Here is a 19,169-nt window from a genome sequence, read left to right as displayed (position 1 = left end):
GTTTACAAACCGATTCGTGAATTTTTATTAATAAGAGATCCAACTATCTCGAAAAGTATTGTTTTCTCACCAGTTTATAATCCTAATATCAACTATCATAGCATCCATCGAGATATCCCTTCCTCTACACCCAATAGCAATATATCGACTTCATCTCCAGCCTTCCAGACCTTTTTTCCACCAGGGAGAACGATAAATGCATTTCCTCTTGCAATGGAAGTCACCGCATTCGATTTATTAAAGCCTGCAGGAGTGGTACTTAAACCTGAGGAAGTTACTTCATACGTTGCCCGAATAAAGCGAGTAAACGGATTAGCCGTCAAAAAATCTTCTGTTAATGTAGCCTTTACGTTTGGCATAAATGGTTTACAGCTACCCATCATTTTCAGCAAGGTGGGACGGACAAATAATTCAAAGCCCGAATAGCAGGCAGATGGATTTCCAGATAAACCAAATAAATATTTTCCTTTTTTCACCGCTACTGTCGTAACACTGCCCGGGCGTATGGCCACTTTATTAAATAAGACATCGGCTCCAAGATGTGAATAAATGACTGGCATAAAATCAAAATCACCAACCGAAACACCACCAGTTGTAATAAGGCAATTTGTCTCATCAATTGCTCTTTCCACTGTTTGCAGGGATTGCTTGAGATTATCTGCTTGAATACCATATGTATGATTTTCAATTCCCATCCGCCTCAGCTGTGCCTCAATCATAGGTCCGTTACTATTGCGGATTTTGCCTGGTACAAGATCATCCTCCACTGCCAATAATTCTGTACCTGTAGATAAAATACCAACTACTGGCTTCTTGGCTACTTTCACATGCGCATATCCAAAGGTTGCCAGCAATGCAATCACACCTGGTGTAATGAATGCCCCCTCTTCGATAAGACGTTCATCTTTCCTGGCATCCTCCCCTTTAGGAGACACATTCTCATACATTTCAAATGATTGACAAATAGATATTTGATTTTCCTGTTCTACTACCTGTTCCAGCATCACAACAGCATCTGCACCCTCAGGCATCATGGCCCCAGTCATAATCCGAATGGCTTCTCCGGGAGCAAGTGTCTTTTTAGAAATATATCCAGCCCCAACCTCATCAATGACCTGAAAGGATACATGATGCTCGTCTGAGGCTCCAACTGAGTCGGAGGAATGAATGGCAAATCCGTCGTATGCCGATCGATCAAATGGAGGAACATCATGTTTAGCTATAATCGGCTCTGCTAAAATTCGGCCATAAGCTTCTGACAAAGGGACCATTTCAGTTGAAGCAGGCTGTATTTCTTGCATAATTTTCTCTATTGCTTCTGAAATTGGAATTGGTAATCTTTTTTCTACCATTCTTTTATCTCCTTACAAATAGAATGCTATACTATGGATAAATCATATAGAAAGGATGTTTTCTATGACACAATTCACCCATTTTAATGAACAGGGTCGTGCCAAAATGGTTGATGTATCCCATAAAGATGCAACCGTTCGGACTGCTCTTGCTAAATCTTCTATTCTTGTAAACCAATCTATTTATTCTCAAATTACTGATTATTCTAATAAAAAAGGGGATGTCTTTGCTGTTGCCCAGGTTGCTGGAATTATGGCTGCCAAACAAACATCTTCTATTATTCCTATGTGTCACCCTATCCCGCTATCTGGTATTAATATTGAATTCAATTGGGAAATAGACGAAGCAAACTCCCATTATAAAATTAGTATTCTTGCTGAAGTTAAAACAATAGGATCTACTGGTGTTGAAATGGAAGCACTTACGGCTGCATCTGTTTCAGCATTAACCATTTATGATATGTGCAAAGCCTCCGGTAAAGAAATGGTCATTGGACCAACCATGCTTTTAAAAAAGACTGGTGGCAAAAACGGTGATTACACGCGTAATTGAAGATAAACTGAAGGTTTCATTGCACATTTCGGTTAGCTGTTTTTAAATAAGTTAACCGGAATGGACTTCCTTCCATTTCTCCTGCAGCAAGCTAGACAGAGTTGTTCAATCTTCCATGGACTTTTTCCGACACTGTATTACCCAAACATTTGATGGTATAATTTCCGTCCCTCTGTGCTATCCTTCAACCCATGTATTAACAGTCTCCCGTTTGTAAACAAGATCATCCGATAGTGTTCTGTATGAAATTGGATAAAATAAGGAGTCCTTTTATATCGATACCCCTGTCTTTTGACCAGTCTCTCTGCATCTTCTAAAGATACACGGCGATTAGCATGAGGGATGATTTGTATAGTATCTCGCCCGCATAACACCATCGATTTTATATCTCCACTTTTTTCCAGCGAAGGATATACAGGGTAATGTCCGCAAGTAGGACAACCCTGTTTTTTAATACGAGCCACTCCAACCTCCAAGCTGGTATGATTCCAAACATCAAAATGATATACTTTTTCCCGAAGCTTCTCCGGATGGCCAGTTAACCATTGTATAACCTCTGTACATTGATGGGCTGCCGTAATTTGAACTGCTGGAGAAATAACTCCAACCGTATCACAGGTTTCATTTAACGAGGGCAAGGCCGGGAAAAGGCATCTAAAACAAGCCGTTTTACCTGGTATGAAAGTGAAAACAGTCCCACTCGCACTTACACAGGCCCCATACACCCAAGGTATCCCATATTTATGTGCAGCATCATTTATAGCCATTCTTGTCTCAAAGTTGTCAGTTGCGTCTACCAAGATATCACATTTTTCTGCTATATCTTCGATGAGAGGACCATCTGCATTTTCTAAATACGTAAAGAGGTGAACATCTGAACGAATTTCCTTCAATCGTTGCTCAGCAGCTATCACTTTAGCTGTCAGATCCAAAGCATCTTTCTCCACAAATAACTGCTGTCTATGTAAATTGGACATTTCTACGAAATCACGATCCACTAAATGTATCGCCCCTACACCTGCACGAACTAGTGTCTCCGCAATGACCGAACCAAGTGCACCACACCCGATAATACCTACTGTTGATTCAGCCAAGCGTATTTGACCATCCCGGCCAATAGGCTTAAACAACTCTTGCCTAGAAAATCGAGTATCCATGTTCATTGGCTCCTTTATTTAACCGTACTATCCACTCATCTAGTTAATCGTAGTCCTCCAATCCAGCGACCAGATATTGGATTGTATTCCATTTTATATTATCAGAAAATTAAATACAATAGACCTTACTAGGGAATCATTATGTGACTAAAAAAGATGAAACCTATTAAATCAAGGCTTCATCTTTTATATAACTTATAAGTCCTTTTTCAGTTCTCTTACGACATGTGCTAACTCCGGCAAAATCAGTTTATCCATTGCTAACTTTACTGCGCCAGTGGAACCAGGTGTTGCGAAGATTACCTTCCCTTGGGTTACTCCGGCGATGGCTCTGGATAAAATAGCTGCGGAACCAATATCCTCCTGATAACTCAGCATTCGAAAAATCTCACCAAACCCGGGCATCTCTTTATCTAATAAACCCTTAATTGTTTCAATCGTTACATCTCGATAGGCAATCCCAGTGCCACCATTACTTATAATGGCATCAACCTCTTTATCCTCTAATCCAGCTGAGAGTTCCTGCTGAATCGCATCCTGCTCATCCTTCACTATCTGGTAGCGCGTAATAATATGTCCAGCTGACTGCAACAAACGCATCATAAGCTGCCCGCTTCGATCCGTATGCTCATCTCTTGTATCACTTACCGTAAGCACCATTACCTTCACATAATCCGGAGCAGCTTCACGATGCTCTATTAAACTCATGCCCATCCCTCCCTTACATCATATTATCATGTAATAGACTTGCTCAGGTAAGGAAGTATAGGGTAATAAACTAGACCGCAACTAAAAAGGTCAACCAAAAATCTTGGTCAACCCGATATAATAAACCTGGTGTATTTGAACGTACTTTTATTTCTTATATATCTTCCAGCCAATTTTCCGTGCCTGCTCAAATCGTTCGCTGACATCGTCCCAATTCACCAAATTCCACCAGTTGTTTATATAAGCTGGACGGTCGGTCTTGTATTGTAAATAATATGCGTGCTCCCAAACATCTAATACTAATAAAGGAATTGTATCCCATTGAGTTAGAATCATATGCCGTTCAGATTGTAGAATTTCCAGCCGATGGGCTCGATTGGACCAAACTAAAATCGCCCAACCTACACCCTCCACCTTTTTGGCAGCTTCAGTAAATTCCTTTTTGAACTTTGCAAAGCTGCCAAAGTCTCTTTTAATAAAGTTCATTAATTCACCTGTTGGTTCTCCACCGCCATCAGGCTTCATATTGTACCAAAATATGGTGTGCAAATAGTGTCCTGATCCGTGAAAAGCAGCTTCTCTTTCCCAATGCTTTAAAAGGCCATAATCATCCTTATCACGAGCTTTTTTCATTTCAGTTTCTGCTTTATTCAGCCCATCGACATATGTCTGATGATGAATAGTATGATGCAATCTCATAATCTCCCGGTCTATGAAGGGCTCCAAAGCATTATAGGAGTATGGCAATGGCGGTAGGGCATGCCTTCCAGGCGGTACAAACGAATCGCCGTTTTGTACCTTTTGAACAGATTCATCCAGCTCCTTCATCATATTCTGCAGCTCTATTAACTCATTTTGGGATGGGGTTTTATTTTTCATGCTGTTTAAATAAGCCGTGAGATGATCAACTCGGTCCATGATCATACCCCGAAATGACTCCTCTTGATCGGCCGCCCAATCAACAACCGCTGTCTTCCATTTATCTACCTCTTCCCAATACTTTTTAAAAGGATTCATACAAAAATCAACCTCCCCGTCGTACTACTATATTCCAGAGAGGGTTGACTTCATTCTTGTTTTTAAATCGAATAGGCAGTTATATATAACGTTGCTTCTAAAAAGATAAACCCAAATAAAAATGCGATTACACTATACGTAATCGCATTCATATCTTATTAATTTGATTGAACCATCTTTGTCCGATAATCGGTTTCATAGTATTCAAGTTCTTCTCTTATTTTTTGAACATCAAATTCCAGTTTAGTAATCAGGTTTTTCAAGCTTTCAGGTGCCTCTTCACGGAATTTTATACAATTGCGCCCTGTATACGCTGAACGGCTGTCCTCAAACCATAAGTCACTTTTTGGAGCAAAATATTCTTCAATACATTTGTGGTATACGCGGTAAAGAACTCGCTCAGCAGCCCCTTTATTAAATGGTTCGTTTTTAAGGACAATCCTGCAAGCCTCCAAGCCTTCTTCACAATAAACCAACAGCTTGCGGATTGTTGAAAACAAGCCCTTATAATAGAGCTCATCGCCGTTTTTTTCCTCCATTAAACGTTCAATTGTCATATCATTCATGTAAATCTCGAGAGTTTGTACTGTTTGCTCCAAAAATGATGTTACATCCTCCAACTGGCTCTTCACTAATGTATTACCCAACCGGAACCCTCCCTTAAAAATTCAAACCCTTTGATCATGTAAAACTTCACTAATCCTTGTGTTCATTTACTTTCTTATAGGACAAACAAACTCTTAACCTTCCCTGGCCACAATCATTTCTTTTAAGCTCAGTTACTAAATAGTTTACCATATTCAACCTATTTTTATTGTTGATTAACGTTCAGGGAGGAATAATTTACATTATTATACGACAATTCCAACTCAAACTTCTGGATTTTTCTGCATTTTATTTAAAATTTCTTTTATCTGGGCATATGGTAAATCCTTAAAAATAGTTAAAAATATATCCTCAGAATTTATATATACCCGTTTCCTTTCATGAAAATGCGAGTTTTGCATCAAACAAAGGACGGCAATAATATCTTTCAACGTATATCCTGTCAGTAATTCCTGAACCTGGGACATCCACTCACCCTTTTGTTCTAATAAAACTTCTTCAAAATACCGAAGATAAATAACCTGAAATTCTTTTATTTTTCCATTTTGCTTGTATGTCACGGTTGAACGATTGAAAAAATCCTCAGGTGAATTGGGTTTTTCCTTTTCTAACTCATATCCTATACAAGACAAGATTTTCAAGCTTCATCCTCCTTCATTCCATCTCTTGGAATTTATGAAAAAACAAATCTGCTTCCTCGTCATTAAATCCATCATCTGTGTCATCCTGCAGCGCTGGCAGCTCGTCCAAAGATTTTAAACCGAAGTAATCCAAAAACTCCTTGGTCGTTCCGTATAAATAGGGCCTTCCCGCCCCTTCCGCACGACCCGTTTCCTGAATTAAAGCCTTGGCCATTAAGGTTTGTAGAGGGCGTTCCGTTTTGACACCGCGGATGGCCTCTATCTCAATTCTAGTTATAGGCTGTTTATAGGCGACTATCGCCAAGGTTTCCAGAGAAGCCTGCGAGAGTGTATGTGCTGAAGGTGTTTCAACAAGCTTCTTCAAATAAGGGGCATGCACTTTTTTTGTCGCCAATTGGTATACACCAGCCAATTCAACCACACAGATTCCCCGGTCTTCATTTTGATACAGCTCTTTAAGATCATATAAAGCATCTTTTGCCTCTTGTTCAGTCACTTCCAATACGGATGAAATTTGCTCAAGAGATAACCCTTCATCACCCGCCGCAAAAAGTAATGCTTCCAATATTGATTTCCAATTAACGATATCCAACTGTAAAATCCTCCTGCTTCCATTCTATGAAAATATCCTCGAAGTTATTTGTTTGTTCCACCTGTATTTCATTTTGCTTCATCAATTCCAGGACAGCAAGAAAGGTGACAACTAACTGCTCTTTTTCCTCTGTATTAAAGAGTGAGGTAAATAATACCTTTTCTCTTTTTTCCTTAAGATAATCCTTTATTTCCTGAATCCGTTTATCTATCGTAATTTCCTGACGTGTAATTCGAGTTTGTAACGGTTTCCGTAATTTTTTTCGTCTCATTAATTTTTGAAAAGCGCTCAGCATATCATATAGGCTGACATCTAAATCATGTCGATCCGATTTTACATCTTCCGTATATGGCGATAAATCAATCGGAGGTTTAGTAAATAATAAGGCCCTTTCGGCTTCCATCTGTTTAAATTCATCAGCTGCCTCTTTATATTTTTTATATTCGAGCAGCTGTGTAACTAATTCTTCACGGGGATCGTCACCCATAAAGAATTCATCCTCTTCTTCATCCCATTCCTCTTCATGCTTGGGTAGGAGCATTTTACTTTTAATAGCTAAAAGTGTTGCCGCCATGACTAAATATTCACTGGCTATATCCAATTCCAGCTCCTTCATGGTATGGATGTAAGCAACATATTGTTCGGTGATTTCAGAAACAGGAATATCATAAATATCTATTTCTAATCGATTTATTAAATGCAGTAATAAATCGAGTGGACCTTCAAATGCATCTATCTTTATTTTATAACTCATCTCTTTATAGGCACTCCTACTTATTTCAACTAGTTTAAGTATAATTTAACTCAAGCTTCTTTCCAATAGAATGAACAAATTGATTTTCTAAAAGGTGGGCAAAAGCCCATACATTCCAGTATGGATTACATAGTATGACAATGTAAAGAAAAGATCCAAAGAGGAGGATTCACAAATGGGAGATGGCGCAGTTGGAGGTTACGGTAGCGGATTTGCGCTAATCGTAGTATTATTTATTCTACTCGTAATTGTTGGAGTAGCTTGGTGTTAATTAAATGATGAATCTAAGGAACTGGCTGTCGACTTTAGTTGATAGCCTGTTTCTATTTTTATCAGCCAGATCATCATGCTCTTCTCTCCACTTAAAATCCTTATTCTTTTCTTATCTGTATTAGTTCATGTATATTTATCTATAATATCGAGAATTAATGAGGTGACAATAATCAAATGAACTACCCAATAGAGTTCATCCAGTACCTAGCCGAATTTCATGGAAGCAGAGATTATTTTGAATGCCATGAAATACTTGAAGAGTACTGGAAAAAACATCTCCCGTTAGATCGAGAATCTGTATGGGTCGGATTTATCCAGCTCGCCGTCGGTATGTATCATTACCGTAGAAATAATGAATCAGGAGCTATTCGCACCTTACAAAAATCAAAGCAAATTTTAAACAAGCATACTGAAGAAGTGAATCAATTAGGTATGGACTCAGATGGTTTACTCCAATTACTGACTGACTCCATACATAGGTTGAAAAACAATGAACCATACAAAAGTCCCTTTTTGCCGATTAAAGATCCTAAACTGCTAACAGCCTGCCAAACCATATGCAAAGAATATGGATATTCGCGGGATAGCAGCAGCAATCTTACTGATTCATTATTAGTGAATAGACATTCTACCCGTGATCGTACAGATGTTATTCAGGAACGATTCAATCAACTTCAAAAGCGCAGCAAAAACAAATAGAGAAACCCTCCTGAATAAGGGTTTCTCTATTTTTATGCTCTATTATCGGCTTCACAATCCAGACATTTTGAAATAAACTCTGCTGTGATATCTCTGGAAATAATTTCGTATCCCTCATATAATTCGATCAGACAGTTTACCATTTCATGGCCAACTCCCATACCCCTATGAGAGGGATTAACGGATAAATCGGTTACCGTAACCGTCTTTCCATCCAAATCAATCCCGATCAGGCCTATAATGTCCTCATCTTGTTTCCAAAGATATAATTGCCTGTCTGATTCTGTTTCATATGATTTAACAGTATTCTGGAGCTTCTTTAAATCTTTTTCATCAGGCATAAAAGATAATAAACCCATTGCGATTTTTTCAAAGCTCTTCTTGTATCTAATTAACATGTTTGATCCCTCATTAAATGAGAATAATAGATTGGTATTTAATAATCTTTCTTATCATACTTGTTTTTACCTATGAATTCAACTGATGCAAATGCAAAGTCCTTTTGCCATGCTGATTCTTTTTTAGCTAACAAACATACATTTTATCCAGAAATGGCTTTATATAAGTATTTCATACCATACAAACCCTATACCATATAGCCAAAATGGATAGAAATTACTGTAAAAGAATGCAAGAAAGAATAGACAATCTTCCAATTTCATTATAATATGACAGAGTTAACACAATTGGCAATTTGTTTGCCTAGATTACTATTACTACATAAAAAAATGAAACTTTTTATCATTTTTTTACGTCTAACTGGTACGGGAGGTTATCATAATGAAAAAACAGCTTTTAAAATTAATGTCAGTTTTGTTGGCAGTTAGTTTTCTCATCCCCAGTATAGCTTTGGCTGATATGCAAAGAGGCGACATGGTCGTTACACTTGGCGAAAACCTGACTCAGGAACAAAAAAAATTATTGTTAGCTGAAATGGACGCTCCAAAGGATGTGGAGATTGTAACGGTCTCTAATTCAGAAGAGCATAAATACTTGGATGGTAAAATTGCTAGCAGGCTGATTGGAACAAAAGCAATCTCCTCTTCATCCATTACGATTGCTGCCAAAGGTTCCGGGATTACGGTCAAAACGAAAAATATCAATTGGGTAACAGAAGATATGTATAAAAACGCACTAGCGACTGCCGGTATAAAAGATGCAGAGATCTATGTTACGGCTCCTTTTGAAGTTTCCGGTACTGCTGCCTTGACGGGCTTAATTAAAGCATACGAATTGACAACGGACACCAAAATATCTGAGGAACAAAAACAAGCAGCCAATGAGGAAATGGTTGAGACAGCCAAATTAGGTGATCAAATCGGTACGGATGAAGCTACATCACTCGTTGAGACCATTAAAGAAGAGATTGCTATTAACCCGCCTCAAAATGATACTGATTTGCGCAGCATCATCGTAAAGGCAGCAGAACAGCTTGGTATCACGTTAACGGAACAACAGATCCAGAGCCTAATCGATTTGTTTAACAAGCTGCAGGATCTAGGAATTGACTGGAACAAAGTTGGAGAGCAAATAAATGCCGCTAAAGATAAAGTGACCGATTACCTACAATCAGAAGAAGGACAATCCTTCCTTGATAAATTAAAAGCAGTTTTTGTAAGTCTCATCGACGCAATTAAATCCTTATTCGCCTAATACAATGAGAGGCTGCCGAAAATAGCAGCCTCTCATTATTTATTCATATAATGGCAGGTCATTTTTTATTAGATCTTCAAGGCTCTCTCTTCTTACAACAAGACGCGATTCCCCATTTTCTACAAACACCACCGCAGGACGACGGAGCCTGTTGTAGTTATTGGACATAGAGTACCCATATGCACCTGTACAGAAGACCGCCAGCAGATCCCCATGCTGAACCTTAGGCAGCGGAAGATCCCAAATTAACATATCTCCACTTTCACAGCACTTCCCTGCTATTGCTACTTCTTCAAATATTTCATCATTCATACGATTGGCAAGAACTGCTTCATAATTTGCCTGATAAAGAGCAGGACGAATATTATCACTCATTCCCCCATCAACCGCCCAATATTTACGAGTTCCCGGTACTTGCTTACTTGAGCCAATTTCATAAATGGTTGTTCCGGCATCCCCAACCAATGAGCGTCCTGGTTCAATCCAAATTTCCGGCATAGCCAGACCAGCTTCTTCAAAATCGAATTTTACTTCACTCACAATTTCTTCTACATAGCGAGAGACAGGAATAGGCTCGTCCTCTTCTGTATAACGGATTCCAAAACCACCACCTAAATTTAAAACCTTTGGTGAAAATCCATATGTTTGATTCCAGTTCGCAATTTGTTCACTAATCTTTTTGGCAGCTAAAATAAATCCGGTCGTTTCAAATATTTGCGAACCAATATGGCAGTGTATACCCAATACATCAAAATACTCAGTCCGAAGTACAGATTGCAGCGCTTGTTCCGCCTGGCCATTCCATAGATCAAATCCAAATTTAGAATCCTCTTGCCCTGTTAAAATATAATCATGAGTATGTGCTTCAATTCCAGGAGTTACCCGTAAAAGGATGGAACATACTTTACCTTTCATTTTGCACAGCTCTTCTAAAATGGCAATCTCGTGAAAATTATCAACTACGATACAGCCGACCCCCGCTTCAAGCGCCATATCTAATTCATCAACGCTTTTATTATTTCCATGTAAATGAATTCGTTCAACCGGAAATCCGGCCTGGAGAGCTGTATACAATTCACCTGCAGACACTACATCCAAAGACAATCCCTCCTCCATAGCAAGCTGAAACATCGCAATGGAAGAAAAGGCTTTGCTTGCATAGGCCACCTGAGCTTCTACACCCAACCTGCCAAAAGTATCTCTGAACATTCTTGCCCGTTCTCTAATTAAAGCCACATCATATATGTATAAGGGAGTGCCATATTGCTCCGCAAGAGAAACAGTATCTACTCCCCCTATCATTAAATGACCATGATTATTCACTTTACCTGTTCCATAAAAGTGCATGTAATTTCCCCCTTGACGTTATAACAAAAATAGACAGCTCATTAAAGCTGTCTATTTTTTGAATAGTATAACTACTTTATCACACTAATACCCTAATTCAAAATGAATTATTTTGTACGATCCACCGGATGTAAAATACGCGGTCTTAAATGTCTGCCAGGCACCGGCTTTCTAATAATAATATTCGAAAGGGCTTTGGGTGCAAATGGGATAAACGGCCATAAATAGGGCGTAGACAACGTATTTAATCTGGTTAGGAAAAAAATGAAGAGAGTATTGGCAATCATGTACCCAGGTACATGGAACAGAGCAGTCAAAATTAGAATTAGATAGCGCATATATTTATTGGCCAAGCCGAGCTCCAAGCTTGGAGTGGCAAAACTGCCAATCGACGCAATAGCTACATAAAGTAATACCTCAGGTACCATCCAACCAACATCAATCGCTATTTGACCAATTAGGACAGCAGCAATAAGTCCCATGGCCGATGATAAAGGAGCAGGTGTATGTATCGACGCAATTCTGAGCAGTTCAATTCCAACCTCCGCTACAGCAATCTGTAATAGAATATGAACATGTGCATCATCCTGCGGCCCAATAAACTTCATAGTTTCTGGTAGCAAATGGGGTTCCAATACAAATAATAACCATAATGGCAATATAAAAAGAGAAGCAAAAATACCGAGAAAACGGAACCATCTAAGAATGGTACCCACTGAAGCTGCCTGTCTGTATTCCTCTGCATGCTGGACATGATGGAAAAAGGTCGTCGGTGTAATCATGATGCTTGGTGAAGTATCTACATAAATAAGGACATGCCCTTCTAGTAAATGGTTGGCTCCTACATCTGCCCGCTCGGTATATCGAACCATTGGATAAGGATTATACCCCTGATTGACTAAATATTCCTCAACCGTTTTTTCGGCCATTGTCAAACCATCAATCTCGATTGATTTCAGTTCATCCCGAATGATATTAACGAGCTTCGGATTAGCAACCCCATCAATATATCCAATCGCAATATCTGTTTTGGAGCGTTCCCCAACACGCATAATTTCGAATCGCAAACGTTCATCGCGAATTCTCCTGCGTGTTAAGGCAGTGTTAATAATAATATTTTCAACATAACCGTCCCTTGCTCCTCTAGTGATTCTCTCTGTATCCGGTTCCTGAGGCTGTCTCCCCGGATAACTTCTTACATCAACGATCAGAGCTTTTCCGCTGCCTGCTACAATAATGGAAATCAAACCTGACAATACCTGATCCACCATTTCATCCATTGTTTGAACAACTACAACGGATTGCTGGACCAAACGGTTTTTAATCAGGTCATAAATAGGGACATCCAAGGCATTGTCTTCTTGTTCATTAATATCAGTCAATGTCTCCAAAATCTCTATAATAAAACTGGTATCACATAAACCATTTACATAATACATTTGCATCATTGTATCGCGGATCAGGATTTCTCTTACTCCTAAATCAAAACTTACTCCAAGACCTACATTTTTCTCCATGTATTTCTTTACGGCCTGTAAGTCACTCGATATCGGTGTTTTCTCCTTTTGATTGGCCTGCATGGTATCCACTCCTTTCGAGAATCAGTTTTACAGCACTAAGTGTTATAGGGCTGCCTTTCGCAATGTCATCATATTTAGACATTTTGCCTATATCACCAATACCGACTACAATAGGTGCATGAATAGAATCGATACTATAGACTGTATCTCCATTAATTCGTTTAACATCCATTTCTGGTATTCCAAATTTATCAACGCCAAATCCGGTAAGATTCCCTTCGCGATCAATACAAACATCTACTTTTGTCCATTCTTCCTGTTTCGTTTTTGAAGCAACGGCAAGAATTCCCAGAAGATTGATATCAGGGTGTTCCGCAACATATTTCATTAACTGCTCACCAGTCCCTTCTCCGACCAGACCGCTGTCATCAAACATAACCAAAACCGGGTCATGGGCTGCAGATTTAATGAGTTTAATCAGTTCAGCACCATCCACTTTTGTTGGATTTCCATAGGAGGAGGAAATGCAGCGGCCACCGATTTCTTTTGCTACATGTTCGATTGTTCTTTTCGCATATTCATCTCCATCTGTGATAATGATGATATTTCGCTTCCCTTTCAACTCTTCACCGCCCTAAGACATTTATTGATTATAAATAATCCACTGAAATAGTGAGCCCAATATTTTGCCGAGAACAAGCGCCATCAGGATATATAAAATCCGATCCTGCATACCGATTCTTTTTGCCAAGATTGGAAAGACATTTAAAACCTCTGTCAAAGCTGCTGCCAGCATCCCGTTAAAAACACCGCTAAATATGCCCATGAGTGATAGGAGGATGGGTGTTAACCCCAATGAAAAGTCCCATAAGCTGGATATGGTCCCACCTATCGCTCCAAGTATAACCGCACTTTCAAAATAATGAACAGACTGAACCTTCGTAAGCTGTGTAAGCCTTGGGATAATATTAAGGACAGTCAAAAACGCCACATAACCGGCTCCGACCGATACCCCACCTGAGAATCCAACGATCAGCACATAAATAAACTCAATCATCTTTTACAGAAGTAATCGAATGTTTGTTTTCATTCATGATGATATATTGATCTAAATCCTGCTGATAGTTAAACATCTCTACTTCCATTGGACTTGGTTCATCATTCAATCTTTTCGTGAAAATATGATTAAAGAACAAAATCATCCCAATTCCGAGTCCAAATGAATAGGGTATTTGAAATACAAGTGGATTTGCAGAATGCTTACCGGTAATCATATAATAGAGGCGCTCATGGAGTTCCCTCATGCTGACATCCTCATGGAAATTCATAATCGCAAAGCCAGCTCCTATAAATAGAACAATCCACACAAGAATAAACAAAAGGTTCGATACTTTTTTCGTTTTACGTTCTACCTCTACAATGGTTTGTGATGGACCATAGGTATCCATTTTCATTTCGGGAAAATGCTGAAAAATCGCTTGGAGAACAACCGTCACATCCAGAATAAAAACATTTTTATTCTTTGAAAATTCACCCAGAATTAAACTTCCTACCTTTTCTTTTACTTCGTCTGTCCCAATTATATTGGCAATATCCAAAAGTCTTATCGGATGATTCGGCAAAACTCTCGCCCGATATTTCAAACGGATATAAACACATTCCTCCATGAATATTTTCATCCCCATTTCCTAAATTCACATGTGTTTATAGTATGGTTAGAAAATTTAGGAACCATACCAAAAATCACAAATTAGTTTCAGAGAGAAGCAACCACTAGCAAAAAAAAACCGTACGAACCAGCACTCTAGTCCATACGGTCTTTCATTTGATTTAAAATCTTCTTTTCCAATCTAGATACCTGTACCTGGGAGATTCCTAGCCTCTCTGCAACCTCCGTCTGCGTTTGATCTTTATAATAACGTAAATAAACTATTAGTTTCTCTCGCTCATCCAATAAGGCGATCGCCTCTTTTAAAGCAATTTTTTCAAACCACTTTGACTCTGAACTATCTGCAATTTGGTCCAGCAAGGTAATTGGATCACCGTCATTCTCATAAACCGTCTCATGAATTGAAGAAGGAGATCGGCTGGCCTCCTGTGCCATAATGATTTCCTCAGGTGATAAATCCAAATACTCACTGATTTCTGTAATGGTTGGCGTCCGTCCGAATTGCTTAGATAATTCATCCTTCGCTCTTCTGATTTTGTTGGACATTTCCTTCAATGAACGGCTAACTTTTACCGTGCCGTCATCACGAATAAAACGCTGAATCTCCCCAATAATCATGGGAACTGCATAGGTTGAAAATTTTACATTATAGGATAAATCAAATTTATCTACAGATTTCAATAAACCAATACACCCTATCTGAAATAAATCATCAGGTTCATATCCTCTGTTAAGAAATCTTTGTACAACTGACCATACAAGCCTCATGTTTTTCTGGATGATTTCGTCTCTAGCTAATTGGTCACCTTGCTGGCTTTGAAGTATAAGTGTTTTTACCTCTTCGTCCTTAAGCTGGGCGGTCTTTTTACCCTTTTTGACTTCCACATCCATTGTATTAGTCTCCTTAATTACATAAAGCTTTGCTTTTGGAAAGATTTTTCATAAGCCTTACCTCTGTTCCTTCACCTCTGGATGAATCGATATAAATCTCATCCATAAAGTTCTCCATTATGGTAAAGCCCATACCGGACCTTTCCAATTCTGGCTTTGTTGTATACAAAGGCTGCCTTGCTTCATCAATATCTCTGATTCCAATGCCATTATCCCGGATCGTCAGCTCCACTCTTTCTTCCTCAAGATCCAATATCGCAGTGATATTGATTTTACCCTTGGCGTCTCCCTCATAGCCATGGATAATTGCGTTAGTGACTGCCTCCGATACAACCGTTTTAATTTCGGTTAACTCATCAAGTGTTGGATCCAATTGCGCGATAAAAGCTGCCACCGTAATCCGGGCAAATGATTCGTTTTGACTCAATGCAGAAAATTCTATAGCCATTTCGTTTTTCATGTTACGCTACCCCCAATCCCTGTATAGCTGCTTCCTCCGAAGGTTCAAGACGAAGAATTTTAAACATTCCGGACATCTCAAATAACCTATGGACAGATGGTGAGATGGCACAAACAATCATTTCCCCTTCAAATTGCTGAATTTGTTTATATCTGCCCAATATCACTCCAAGACCGGAGCTATCCATGAAACTCAACTCGCCCAAATTTAGAATGATATGGCGAATGCCACCAGTTTCTATTAATTGAGATGCCTTGTTCTTTAAATCCTCCGCTGTATGATGATCCAATTCTCCCTTCAGGCGAATACATAATATATCCTCAATAGTCTTCATATCAATTTCTAGACTCACAGTACCTTTGCCCCCTTCAAAGAAAGTATAGTGGTGATTTTCGCCAAGCTCCACTTCAATTCCTTCTTAAAGACAAAACTAGTGATATTCTCTTTCTATTCGTTTAATTTCGCATACCAACGGTTATTCGTCGCCGGTATGGGTAAACATGCCGAATGAACGTTTATATAAATCATACCAGCTTGCTCGTTTTACATCTTTTGATGCAATAAGAGGGGTTTCTGAAATGACTTTGTCGTCTCTCATCATTTTTAAGACACCAAGCTGATCTCCTTTTTTGATTGGGGCCTGCACGTCTTTTTTCAATATGATATTCGGACGGATATTCACCTTGTCTTCCCCTTTTTTATTTAAAAGAGAAACTGAATCGCTTGTGACCAAACTCACTTTTTTCTGTTGACCTTTTTCTATTTTCAAAAGAGCCAGAGGCTGTTCTTTCTTATAAACCGGACGTGATTGATAATTAGCAAAGGCATAATCCAGCATTTGCGTAATTTGTGAATTTCGTTCTTTTGGATTCTCAGCCCCAAATACAACTGCAATGACTCGTAAATTATCTTTTTTAGCTGTTGCGGTTAAGCAATATCCCGCTTGATGTGTAAAACCAGTTTTTAATCCGTCCACACCAGGGTAAAATTTCACCAGTTTGTTCGTATTCACAAGCCAGAATTTTTTATCCGAATCCTCACGTAAATAAGATTCATATAAACTTGTAAAATTCGTAATTTCCTCATGCTTTAGTAACTCTTTTGCTATGGTCGCCATATCAAAGGCTGAACTGTAATGATCAGTTGTCGGTAGTCCCGTGCAATTTTGAAATTTAGTGTTTTTCAACCCCAATTCCTGCACTTTGGCATTCATTCTTTTCACGAATTCCTCTTCGCTTCCAGCAATTTTTTCAGCCATGGCAACGGAGGCATCATTCCCTGAACCAATTGCAATTCCTCTGAGCATTTGCTCAACCGTCATTTCCTCACCTGGCTCCAGGAATATTTGCGAACCACCCATTGAGGCCGCATATTCACTTGTTCGAACTTTATCTTCCATCGTTATACGCTTTTGATCTAATGCCTCCATGATTAACAGCATGGTCATAATCTTCGTCATGCTGGCGGGAGACAGCCGCTCATCTTTATTTTTATCATATATGACAGAACCCGTATCCTTTTCTATCAGTATTGCTGACTTCGTTTTAGGTGCTAAATCTAATTCCGCCGTTTTTGTTTTTTCGGCTGCAAATGATGGTACAGACATACTTAAAGTGAACACTACTACTAATAAAGCTGAAACATACCGTTTCATGGACAGACCTCCTACTCATGATAAATTCCAGTTTTACCAACAACACTACTTTTATACAGTCCAGAATCTTATCTCAGATAAAATTATATTTCCTGATTAGGACCCGACTAATTTGAATGAAAATTTTAAATACGCAGTCTTAATTTCAAAGGGAATTCTAGCTATCTCTGTGTTAGTAGAAACCATATTAACTAACATTAGATGTTCTGAAATTAAATTATCGAGGAAAACTCGAGAGGAGAGAAATTTAAGCCTGTAAATCATAAAAAAATCCATATTTTTAAAGGAAATTGGTTAAAGTGAAGACTTTTCAGTCTGCTTTTTATAATCAGTATTTAAATTTTCTATATAACAGGCAACCTATAAACAATTGAGCGATATTTTATAGTAATAGTTGCGATTTTGAGAGGAATTGAGCAATATTTTAATTTATTGAGCGAACCATAAGGAGATTAGCGAAAAATGAGGTTAATTGAGCGGGAATTCCGGTGATTGAGCGATTTATATCGTGATTGCGCGATCATATAAGGCATTGAGCGATTTGCATAGTGATTGAGTGATTATGTAAGCCTTTGTGCGATGTGCATGTTGATTGTGCGATCATGTAAGCATTTGAACGATTTACACAGTGATTGAACCAAATTTGGACAACAGAGCAATTTATATCAGGCCAAAGTGAATTCATTTATTCTTTTACCCTAATATGTCACTACTCACGGCATCTTACTCCTATTATTAACCATAAAAAAATAGAGGCCATCTAATAAAAACTACTAGACAGCCTCCTGTTAAAACTTATTAAGCTTCAATTTTCATTTCTGATACGATTGATTTTACTAAGTTCAAGAACGTAGATTTTACTTTTTCAGTCGTTTCAATTACCTCGTCATGCGCCAAAGGCTGATCCAGGATTCCAGCAGCCATGTTTGTAATGCATGAAATACCGAGTACTTTCATGCCTCCATGAGCAGCAACGATAACTTCAGGAACTGTTGACATTCCAACTGCATCTCCGCCTAAAATACGTGCCATTCTCACTTCTGCAGGTGTTTCGTAAGTAGGACCTGTAAATCCAATGTAAACACCTTTTTGAATCGCAATATTTTGTTTAGAAGCAACTTGTTCTGCCAATTCCACTAATGATTTTGTGTAAGCACTTGTCATATCAGGGAATCTTGGTCCAAACTCACTGTGATTTGGTCCAATTAATGGGTGTGCGCCCATGTAATTAATATGATCTGTGATAATCATCAAATCACCAGGCTTGAAGCTTTCATTTACTCCGCCTGCTGCATTTGTTACAAGGATATGCGTCATTCCCATTGCCTTCATAACACGTACTGGGAACGTAACTTCTTGCATGGAATATCCTTCATAATAGTGGAAACGCCCCTGCATAGCCGCTACTGTTTTGCCTGCCAGCGTACCAACAACAAGTTGGCCAGCATGTCCTTCAACAGTAGAAACTGGGAAATGAGGTATTTCGCTGTATGGGATTACAGTGGCATTTTCGATTTCATCAGCCAATACTCCCAACCCTGAACCAAGAATCAATCCTAGTTCAGGCTTTTGACCGGATACCTCTAAAATATGCGCTGCTGCTTCATTTACTTTTTCAAACAT

General features: G+C 38.8%; 23 protein-coding genes. 4 read left to right on the top strand and 19 right to left on the bottom strand.

Annotated elements, in window-relative coordinates; all coding sequences use genetic code 11:
• Positions 1–95 precede the first annotated feature (95 nt).
• On the bottom strand, positions 96–1,352 hold the full coding sequence (locus AC4D4B_RS00200) for a molybdopterin molybdotransferase MoeA (protein WP_490998854.1): 1,257 nt from the start codon (positions 1,350–1,352) through the stop codon (positions 96–98).
• A 64-nt stretch (positions 1,353–1,416) separates the two neighbouring features.
• Between AC4D4B_RS00200 and moaC the strand changes: the two genes are divergently transcribed.
• Positions 1,417–1,905 (top strand): cyclic pyranopterin monophosphate synthase MoaC, encoded by a 489-nt coding sequence (moaC, locus tag AC4D4B_RS00195; protein ID WP_490998853.1) that lies wholly within the window; start codon positions 1,417–1,419, stop codon positions 1,903–1,905.
• Positions 1,906–2,042: 137 nt separating this feature from the next.
• On the opposite strand, the gene AC4D4B_RS00190 is transcribed toward moaC, so the two are convergent.
• The 7 genes from AC4D4B_RS00190 to AC4D4B_RS00160 form a co-directional block, all read right to left on the bottom strand.
• Entirely contained in the window at positions 2,043–3,062 is a 1,020-nt protein-coding gene (locus AC4D4B_RS00190) for a ThiF family adenylyltransferase (protein ID WP_490998852.1), read from the bottom strand.
• A 195-nt stretch (positions 3,063–3,257) separates the two neighbouring features.
• Complete coding sequence (locus tag AC4D4B_RS00185) at positions 3,258–3,770, bottom strand: MogA/MoaB family molybdenum cofactor biosynthesis protein (protein ID WP_490998851.1); 513 nt, start codon at positions 3,768–3,770, stop codon at positions 3,258–3,260.
• Positions 3,771–3,917: 147 nt separating this feature from the next.
• On the bottom strand, positions 3,918–4,787 hold the full coding sequence (locus AC4D4B_RS00180) for a superoxide dismutase (RefSeq protein ID WP_490998850.1): 870 nt from the start codon (positions 4,785–4,787) through the stop codon (positions 3,918–3,920).
• A 158-nt stretch (positions 4,788–4,945) separates the two neighbouring features.
• On the bottom strand, positions 4,946–5,434 hold the full coding sequence (locus AC4D4B_RS00175) for a DUF3907 family protein (protein ID WP_490994024.1): 489 nt from the start codon (positions 5,432–5,434) through the stop codon (positions 4,946–4,948).
• 222 nt (positions 5,435–5,656) lie between these two features.
• Positions 5,657–6,034, bottom strand: coding sequence for a hypothetical protein (locus tag AC4D4B_RS00170; RefSeq protein ID WP_490994023.1), 378 nt, complete (start codon positions 6,032–6,034; stop codon positions 5,657–5,659).
• Positions 6,035–6,047: 13 nt separating this feature from the next.
• The gene (gene scpB / locus AC4D4B_RS00165; protein WP_490998849.1) at positions 6,048–6,626 is read right to left on the bottom strand and encodes an SMC-Scp complex subunit ScpB; all 579 of its coding nucleotides are present in this window, start codon (positions 6,624–6,626) and stop codon (positions 6,048–6,050) included.
• Entirely contained in the window at positions 6,613–7,380 is a 768-nt protein-coding gene (locus AC4D4B_RS00160; protein ID WP_490994021.1) for a segregation/condensation protein A, read from the bottom strand. The genes scpB and AC4D4B_RS00160 overlap by 14 nt, the downstream gene beginning before the upstream one ends.
• Before the next feature lie 175 nt (positions 7,381–7,555).
• On the opposite strand from AC4D4B_RS00160, the gene AC4D4B_RS00155 reads away from it, so the two are divergent.
• Positions 7,556–7,651 carry a YjcZ family sporulation protein gene (locus AC4D4B_RS00155; RefSeq protein WP_066107625.1) on the top strand — a complete coding sequence of 32 codons (96 nt, stop codon included), beginning with the start codon at positions 7,556–7,558 and terminating at the stop codon, positions 7,649–7,651.
• A gap of 176 nt (positions 7,652–7,827) precedes the next feature.
• On the top strand, positions 7,828–8,352 hold the full coding sequence (locus tag AC4D4B_RS00150) for a DUF309 domain-containing protein (RefSeq protein ID WP_490998848.1): 525 nt from the start codon (positions 7,828–7,830) through the stop codon (positions 8,350–8,352).
• A gap of 32 nt (positions 8,353–8,384) precedes the next feature.
• On the opposite strand, the gene AC4D4B_RS00145 is transcribed toward AC4D4B_RS00150, so the two are convergent.
• Positions 8,385–8,750, bottom strand: coding sequence for a GNAT family N-acetyltransferase (locus AC4D4B_RS00145; RefSeq protein ID WP_490994019.1), 366 nt, complete (start codon positions 8,748–8,750; stop codon positions 8,385–8,387).
• Between the two features lie 382 nt (positions 8,751–9,132).
• On the opposite strand from AC4D4B_RS00145, the gene AC4D4B_RS00140 reads away from it, so the two are divergent.
• The gene (locus AC4D4B_RS00140) at positions 9,133–10,005 is read left to right on the top strand and encodes a DUF1002 domain-containing protein (protein ID WP_490998847.1); all 873 of its coding nucleotides are present in this window, start codon (positions 9,133–9,135) and stop codon (positions 10,003–10,005) included.
• Positions 10,006–10,044: 39 nt separating this feature from the next.
• Here the strand turns inward: AC4D4B_RS00140 and lysA are convergent, their stop codons facing one another.
• The 10 genes from lysA to AC4D4B_RS00090 form a co-directional block, all read right to left on the bottom strand.
• Positions 10,045–11,352 (bottom strand): diaminopimelate decarboxylase, encoded by a 1,308-nt coding sequence (gene lysA, locus AC4D4B_RS00135; RefSeq protein WP_490998846.1) that lies wholly within the window; start codon positions 11,350–11,352, stop codon positions 10,045–10,047.
• 107 nt (positions 11,353–11,459) lie between these two features.
• Positions 11,460–12,932 carry a spore germination protein gene (locus AC4D4B_RS00130; RefSeq protein WP_490994016.1) on the bottom strand — a complete coding sequence of 491 codons (1,473 nt, stop codon included), beginning with the start codon at positions 12,930–12,932 and terminating at the stop codon, positions 11,460–11,462.
• Positions 12,892–13,494: a stage V sporulation protein SpoVABEA gene (gene spoVAEA / locus AC4D4B_RS00125; protein ID WP_490998845.1), complete on the bottom strand. Its 603-nt coding sequence runs from the start codon at positions 13,492–13,494 to the stop codon at positions 12,892–12,894. Before spoVAEA ends, AC4D4B_RS00130 begins: the two co-directional genes overlap by 41 nt.
• Before the next feature lie 21 nt (positions 13,495–13,515).
• A complete protein-coding gene (locus AC4D4B_RS00120) occupies positions 13,516–13,929 on the bottom strand; it encodes a stage V sporulation protein AB (RefSeq protein ID WP_490994014.1) in 414 nt (137 codons plus the stop codon).
• Complete coding sequence (locus tag AC4D4B_RS00115) at positions 13,922–14,539, bottom strand: stage V sporulation protein AA (protein WP_490994013.1); 618 nt, start codon at positions 14,537–14,539, stop codon at positions 13,922–13,924. Before AC4D4B_RS00115 ends, AC4D4B_RS00120 begins: the two co-directional genes overlap by 8 nt.
• A 137-nt stretch (positions 14,540–14,676) precedes the next feature.
• The gene (gene sigF / locus AC4D4B_RS00110; protein ID WP_490994012.1) at positions 14,677–15,432 is read right to left on the bottom strand and encodes an RNA polymerase sporulation sigma factor SigF; all 756 of its coding nucleotides are present in this window, start codon (positions 15,430–15,432) and stop codon (positions 14,677–14,679) included.
• Between the two features lie 13 nt (positions 15,433–15,445).
• Positions 15,446–15,892, bottom strand: coding sequence for an anti-sigma F factor (gene spoIIAB, locus AC4D4B_RS00105; RefSeq protein WP_490998844.1), 447 nt, complete (start codon positions 15,890–15,892; stop codon positions 15,446–15,448).
• A gap of 1 nt (position 15,893) precedes the next feature.
• Positions 15,894–16,244, bottom strand: a complete 351-nt coding sequence (gene spoIIAA / locus AC4D4B_RS00100) for an anti-sigma F factor antagonist (RefSeq protein WP_490994011.1) — start codon at positions 16,242–16,244, stop codon at positions 15,894–15,896.
• A 123-nt stretch (positions 16,245–16,367) separates the two neighbouring features.
• The gene (locus tag AC4D4B_RS00095; RefSeq protein ID WP_490998843.1) at positions 16,368–17,546 is read right to left on the bottom strand and encodes a D-alanyl-D-alanine carboxypeptidase family protein; all 1,179 of its coding nucleotides are present in this window, start codon (positions 17,544–17,546) and stop codon (positions 16,368–16,370) included.
• 798 nt (positions 17,547–18,344) lie between these two features.
• Positions 18,345–19,169: a purine-nucleoside phosphorylase gene (locus tag AC4D4B_RS00090; RefSeq protein ID WP_139891702.1), complete on the bottom strand. Its 825-nt coding sequence runs from the start codon at positions 19,167–19,169 to the stop codon at positions 18,345–18,347.

It is taken from the genome of Pradoshia sp. Z6_59 (assembly GCF_058267515.1).
This window is presented reverse-complemented; position numbering and strand designations above follow the sequence as displayed.